At 39.1% G+C, this 6,141-nt stretch carries 3 protein-coding genes; 1 reads left to right on the forward strand and 2 read right to left on the reverse strand.

Translation table 11 applies throughout. The features are described from left to right. Together EDC17_RS16370 and EDC17_RS16375 are read right to left on the reverse strand one after the other, a co-directional pair. The coding region (locus EDC17_RS16370; RefSeq protein ID WP_243646186.1) for an LTA synthase family protein at positions 1-1,210 on the reverse strand (1,210 nt) is incomplete at its 3' end. 94 nt (positions 1,211-1,304) lie between these two features. Then, a complete protein-coding gene (locus EDC17_RS16375) occupies positions 1,305-3,173 on the reverse strand; it encodes an LTA synthase family protein (protein WP_132779279.1) in 1,869 nt (622 codons plus the stop codon). 160 nt (positions 3,174-3,333) lie between these two features. Between EDC17_RS16375 and EDC17_RS16380 the strand changes: the two genes are divergently transcribed. Beyond that, the gene (locus tag EDC17_RS16380) at positions 3,334-5,952 is read left to right on the forward strand and encodes a valine--tRNA ligase (protein ID WP_132779281.1); all 2,619 of its coding nucleotides are present in this window, start codon (positions 3,334-3,336) and stop codon (positions 5,950-5,952) included. The last annotated feature ends 189 nt before the right edge of the window (positions 5,953-6,141 follow it).

The raw sequence follows: 6,141 nt of genomic DNA on the forward strand, positions 1-6,141 counted from the left end.
CAGCAAAAAAGGGTTGCGGCATTTTATCAATTTTGTGCGCCATAAATTTCATAAATGGTTCGTCCCAGATACCCCAGATGCCGTCAAAGTCTGCATCATTATTATACTCATTTTTGCCATAATAATGCTTTATCCCCGCCAATTGGGTGTAAGCAGAAAAACCCATACTGCCATTTGGGGCACCATGAAAAAATGCAGTCTCATAACCTTCATCACCAAGAAGTTGGGCCAGGCTCGTTGTTCTATTGCCCGAATATATCGAAAGCACGAATGGTTCGCCTACTGAAGGAATTCCTGTTATTACTGAAGGCAAAGCATCGATGGATTTACGACCGTTAGAATAGGAATGATTGAAGGTATACGATTTTCTAATCAGAGAATCTAAAAATGGCGTATAGCCCTTGTATGTTCCATTGTTAATATCTTGATTTAATGCGCCAATGTGCTCTTTACCAAAGCTCTCTAAGATTAGTAGCACTACATTGAGCTTTTTAAAAGAAGCATTTGGATCGGGTTGATGAATGACGGAATAGCGGGCTTCCAATTCCTCTTCAGTAAAATAATTAACTTCTTTCAGCGCAACTGCTTTGAGCGTTTTTAAAATACTGAATGGCGTATTCAGCACGATATTCATTTCCTCGGGCTTCTTTACATAATCGCCTGCATTGCTCAATGTGATAGGTCGTGTACTATGTGCCCAGCCTCCCCGCACACCGCCGATAAAAAGAAAAATAATCAACAGGAAAGAGCCCAACTGTATCCCATAAAATAACCAACTCACCTTGTGAACTTTAACGACTTGAATCAAACTATATATTTTAGCAAGCAAATATATAATCCCTACAAATAGAATCAGCAGGTACCAATACCCTATCAAAAAATCAAACAACAGTTTGAGTATATTTTCCTCATGAGCAAATTGTCCAAACACAGTGCCTGTAGTTCTCTTCAACGTGAATGGGTAATATGCATAATCAATAAGATTCAGTGCCACTGCTATGCTATTGGTAACAATAAATATCCACTTACACACTTTTTGATACGCTTCACGATATTTAAAAGGGAAAGGCACAGTCTGTAGCAGAATGTAAAGTATATTGACGTAAAGGATAGCAACCGTATCAAACTTCACTCCTCCCCACAGCATCACCATAAATTCATCAGCTGTGACCCCCGGAAATAGAGCTTGATTATAAAAATAGAATCCCACTCTTAGCCCTGAATATAAAATTATAAGTATAAGGAATTGGATAAACAATAAAAGCAATGTATTCCAATATCCCTTCAACTCAATTTGCTTCATCTTAATAATTCTGAAAATCTCTAAAAACTTGTTGAAAATAACCTTTTGCAATATTCATTAAACTATCCTCTTCTTGAGGTGTATGAATTCCATCTGTAAAGACCACTTTTGCGCCATTTATATCATAGGTTGCGGCTTTGCCGTCTGTAATAATTCCAAATGTACTATTCGAATTATAAAATGCAGCGTGCGGTCTATTTTTAGCAAATAGATTAGTGGAATATGTAAAAGGCGAAGGACTTTTACTTACAAAATTCCATAAGGTGCTTGCTACATCCAATTGACTCACAATCTGATCAATTTTCTGACCACGCCATTCGGGTTTCAGCGCTCCGCCAAATATGAATAATGGGATATGGTATCGTCCAGGATGTTCCAACCCATACTTCTCCTGAGGATACATATTACCATGATCACTCACCACCACAAACAACGTATTGCTGTACCATTCTTTCTTTTTGGCGCGCTCTACGAAATTACCGACCATCGTATCGGTATAATAAGCTGTACTGCGGTACATATCAGCCTTGGTCTTATCCCCAAAGTGGTATCCTCCATCCAAATTGTACGGTTCGTGGTTGACCAAAGTGTAAAAAATAGAGAAAAATGTTTTTCGCTCTTGATCCAAATCCTCAAGAAGACGGCCAGCCACTATATGATCATATACCCCCCAGCTGTTTCTTTTCGTCTGTAAATCAAAATTTCCATTATCGACCACCCGCTTTACACCGTGAGCATACATGTAGGATTTGATATTATAAAATTGACTCTGCCCGCCGTGGTAAAAAGACGTGCTGTAACCTAAGGAATCATACAATTGACCAATACCGGGTAATTTCTCATGCTTAGAAATATATTGGATAATACTTTCAGGACCTTGAGAGGGAAAACCGCTCATCACCGCAATAATGCCTTTGTCCGAACGATCAGCCGCCGCATATGCCTGTGTGAAATTCACGCCTTCTTGCATCAGTTTACCTAGATTTGGGGTTACATCCTTTTCTCCTCCAAGCTCGGTAAACACTTGTGCCACCATCCCTTCCAACAGTATTAAAACGATATTAGGTCTATCCGTATTTAAAACTTGAATTATTGAATCTTGATGATTTGGCAATAAAGGAGTTACCAAATCCCTAGACTCTTGATCTGACATGAATTGATAGGGATTCTTCTTCGCACTTTTGGTCGTATCTTTGAAAAATGCCCAATATGTATTTACAGCTAGATGATTTGCTGCGGTATTATCAGAGAAGTAAACCGCACTGGGATTTAGCGTAGCTCGGCCATAACCACCACGGATCAACGTAAACAGCAGAACTGTTCCCATTATAAATACCACAAGTGTATTGCCTATGTTTTGAGGTTGGTATTTTGCGACTTTGACTACTATACCATGATATGTATAATGGGCTAAAGTGAAAAATAAAATCACTGTGATTAAAGCCCCCAAGAGCATTCCCAAGTCTACAGAACTCCACACGCCACCTAGCGAACCCATCCCCAGCTGAATTGCACGCTTGCTGATCTTTTCCCCCCAGGCACTATATAAGGGAATATTTATCAAGGTCACAGCGGCCAGTATCACAGTTGAAAAAAGCGTATAACCTCTTAACCACCAAGGCGAAATAGGCTTTTTAATAAACAACAACTGAATGACATAAAATAGAAAAGGTACAGCCATTAAATAGCTTGCTAAAGATGCATCCAAGCGTATTCCGTATAAATAGGCTTGGATCACATCGGACTTGTCCTCCAACTTGGACCAATTGCTAATGGCAAAGATCGTTCTATCAAAAAGAAAAAGAACATACCAATAAAAAAAATATCCTAAAAGAAAGAGAATATGTGAACGCCATGCGTGTTTTTTCATGCTTTTGATTGAAATTAATAAGCTATAAAATCAAAAATATTTCAAAAGTAATCATATTGTGGTATTAATGGATGTGCAATATTTTTTTGTCGTATATCATTACGCTTAAGTCCCATTAAATCCGTAATTTTGTACTTCAATTTTTTGATCGATTTTAACAATGAGCATAGCAAAAACTTATAATCCAAAAGAAGCAGAAGAAAAATGGTATTCGTATTGGATGGAACAAGGATTTTTCCGTTCTACTCCCGATGAGCGTGAGCCTTACACCATCGTCATGCCACCACCAAATGTCACTGGCGTGCTCCACATGGGCCACATGTTGAATAATACGATCCAAGATGTGTTGATTCGTCGTGCGCGTATGCAATGCAAAAATGCATGTTGGGTACCAGGAACTGACCACGCATCTATTGCAACGGAGGCTAAGGTGGTTGCCATGCTGAAAGAACAAGGAATTGACAAGAAATCTTTGACGCGTGAGGATTTCTTAAAACATGCGTGGGAATGGAAGGAGAAATACGGAGGTATTATCTTGAAGCAATTAGAAAAGCTAGGTGCTTCATGTGATTGGGATCGCACCAAATTCACGATGGATCCTGACTTGTCAGAAGCGGTAATTGATACTTTCATCAAGTTCTACAAAGACGGTTATATCTACCGTGGAGTTCGTATGGTAAACTGGGATCCACAGGGTAAGACTGCACTTTCTGATGAAGAAGTAATCCGTAAAGAAGTAAATCAAAAATTATATTACATCCGTTACAAAATCAAAGATTCGGATGAGTATATTATCATAGCTACTACACGTCCAGAAACGATTATGGCGGATACAGCAATCTGTATCAACCCTAACGATGAACGTTACCAACACCTTAAGGAAAAGAAAGTTATCGTTCCTCTTGTGAATCGTGAAATACCGGTTATCGAGGATGAATATGTAGAAATGGAGTTTGGTACAGGATGTTTGAAAGTAACACCTGCACACGATTTGAATGACTACGAATTAGGTCAAAAACATAATCTTCCGGTTATCGACATCTTGAATGATGATGGTACATTAAACGAAAAAGCGGAAATCTTAGTGGGTGAAGATCGTTTCATCGCGCGTAAGAAAATCGCTAAACTGTTGGAAGAAGTCGATCAAATCGAAAAAATCGAAGACTATAAATCGCAAGTTGGATTCTCCGAACGTACAGATGCGGCTATCGAACCAAAATTATCGATGCAGTGGTTCTGTAAAATGGAAGAAATTGCAAAACCAGCATTATCTTACGTAGAAGATGGCACCATCAAATTGATTCCGGAAAAATTCTTTGCTTCATACAAGCATTGGATGGAAAATGTGAAAGATTGGTGTATTTCGCGTCAGTTGTGGTGGGGACAACGCATTCCTGCTTGGTACAACGAAAATAACGAATGGGTTGTTGCTAAAACGGAAGCAGAAGCTGTAAAAGAGTTCGATGCACAGGGTAAATCTACCGCTGCGATTCGTCAAGAAGACGATGTATTGGACACGTGGTTCTCATCAGGACTGTGGCCTATGTCCGTATTTGATGGCGTGCGTAATCCAGAAAACGAAGATTTCAAATACTATTACCCTACGAATGATCTAGTAACTGCACCAGAGATTTTATTCTTCTGGGTGGCACGTATGATTATCATGGGGCATGATTATACACAGAAACCTCCTTTCCGCAATGTATACCTAACAGGTATCGTTCGTGACAAGTTAGGCCGCAAGATGTCCAAATCATTGGGCAACTCCCCTGACCCGATCGAATTGATGGAGCAATATGGTACCGACGGTGTACGTGTAGGGATGTTGTTATCATCTCCAGCCGGAAATGACTTGATGTTTGATGTTTCATACTGTGAGCAAGGCCGTAATTTTGCCAACAAAATGTGGAATGCTTTCCGCTTGGTAAAAGGTTGGGAAACAATAGATACGCCAGCTACAGAAGCACAAAAGACTGCTGCTGTGTGGTTCGAAAACCGTTTCAACCAAGCTGTAACTGAAATTGACGAACATTTTGCGAATTACCGTTTGTCAGATGCGTTGATGTCAACGTACAAATTGATTTGGGATGACTTCTGTGCTTGGTATTTGGAATTGGTAAAACCTGCATACCAACAACCTATCGAAACAGAAACATTAGAAACAGTGAAAGCTTTCTTCCAAAAAGTATTGGCGCTAGCACATCCTTTTATGCCGTTCTTAACAGAAGAATTGTATCATGATGAGATTTTCGGTACACGTGATGCAAAAGATTGTATCATCGTCGCTGAATATCCAAAGGTTGAAGCATTCGACGAGAAGATTACTAAAGAATTTGCTACCGTACAACAGATTATTTCAGAAATACGTGCTATCCGCAATTCCAAAGGTATCTCTCCTAAAGTGGAATTACCTTTAGCAATAAGCAATACGGATGTTGATTTTGCCAAATACCAAGAAAGTATTATCAAATTGGCGAATATCTCTGAGTTATCCTTTGTTCAAGAAAAAGTGACAGGTGCATTGAGTTTCTTGGCTGGCAAAACAGAGTGTTATGTTCAGTTGGCAGCGGATAACATCGATGTTGAAGCTGAGCGCGAACGTATTACTAAAGAAATCGAATACTTGAAAGGCTTCTTGGTATCCGTAGATAAGAAATTATCAAACGAGCGTTTCGTTCAAAATGCCAAACCTGAAATTATTCAAAACGAAAGAAATAAAAAAGCGGACGCAGAAGCTAAGATTACCATCTTAGAAGAAAGCTTAGCGAATTTGGTATAGAATTATTGCAGGTCATTTAGCTTTACTGAGCTCCCTTTAGTCATTTCGTGCGATAGGGAGAAATCTCATGGTAGATGTCTTATAGAAATTATTGAAAAGGGGCCGTATCAAAACATCAAAAGTTAGATACGGCTTTTTATTTTTTAATCGTCAGCTTCTTTCCTGAGTATTTCCTGAATTTGATATATT

The organism is Sphingobacterium alimentarium, from assembly GCF_004342685.1.
In the GTDB taxonomy this organism is placed as follows: Bacteria; Bacteroidota; Bacteroidia; order Sphingobacteriales; family Sphingobacteriaceae; genus Sphingobacterium; species Sphingobacterium alimentarium.